This is a genomic window from Plantactinospora sp. ZYX-F-223, assembly GCF_039649625.1.
Classification (GTDB): domain Bacteria; phylum Actinomycetota; class Actinomycetes; order Mycobacteriales; family Micromonosporaceae; genus Plantactinospora.
The window spans coordinates 1-519 of sequence record NZ_JBDJAV010000196.1; the positions used below are offsets into that span (position 1 = coordinate 1).

At 72.1% G+C, this 519-nt stretch carries 1 protein-coding gene; it reads left to right on the forward strand.

Annotated features, from left to right (window positions below):
• Positions 1 to 519 (forward strand): KR domain-containing protein (locus tag AAH979_RS43145; protein ID WP_346263899.1); only part of this gene is annotated, 519 nt, incomplete at both ends.

A 519-nucleotide genomic window follows, 5' to 3' on the forward strand; every position in this document is an offset into this window, starting at 1 on the left:
TGAACGTCCTGCGGGGCAAGCTCGGTGGGGCTCTGCTGTTGCACGAGCTCACCCTGGACCGGGATCTGGCGATGTTCGTCGTCTTCTCGTCGGTCGCGGGAGTGCTGGGCAATGCCGGCCAGGCCAACTATGCGGCTGCCAATGCCGGCCTGGACGGGCTCGCCCTGTTGCGCGCGGGCATGGGCCTGGCGGTCACGTCGATCGCGTGGGGGTTGTGGGAGGCCGAGACCGGCATGACCCGCGTCATGCAGGACCGTGACCGCGGTCGCCTCAGGCGGACGGCGGTAGACGCCATGCCGACCGGCGAAGCCCTTGCGCTCTTCGACGCTGCTATCACCGGCACCGAACCGGTCGTCGTCGCCGCGACCCTGGACCTGAGCCGGGTGGCGGACCCGGTACCGCCCCTGCTCCGGCGGCTCATCCGGAGAGTCCCGGCCCCGCGCCGGGTCATCGCGGCTGCGGATGGCGACGCCGCAGCGGAACTCACCACGCTCAGTCCCGCCCAGCGCCGGCGCCACC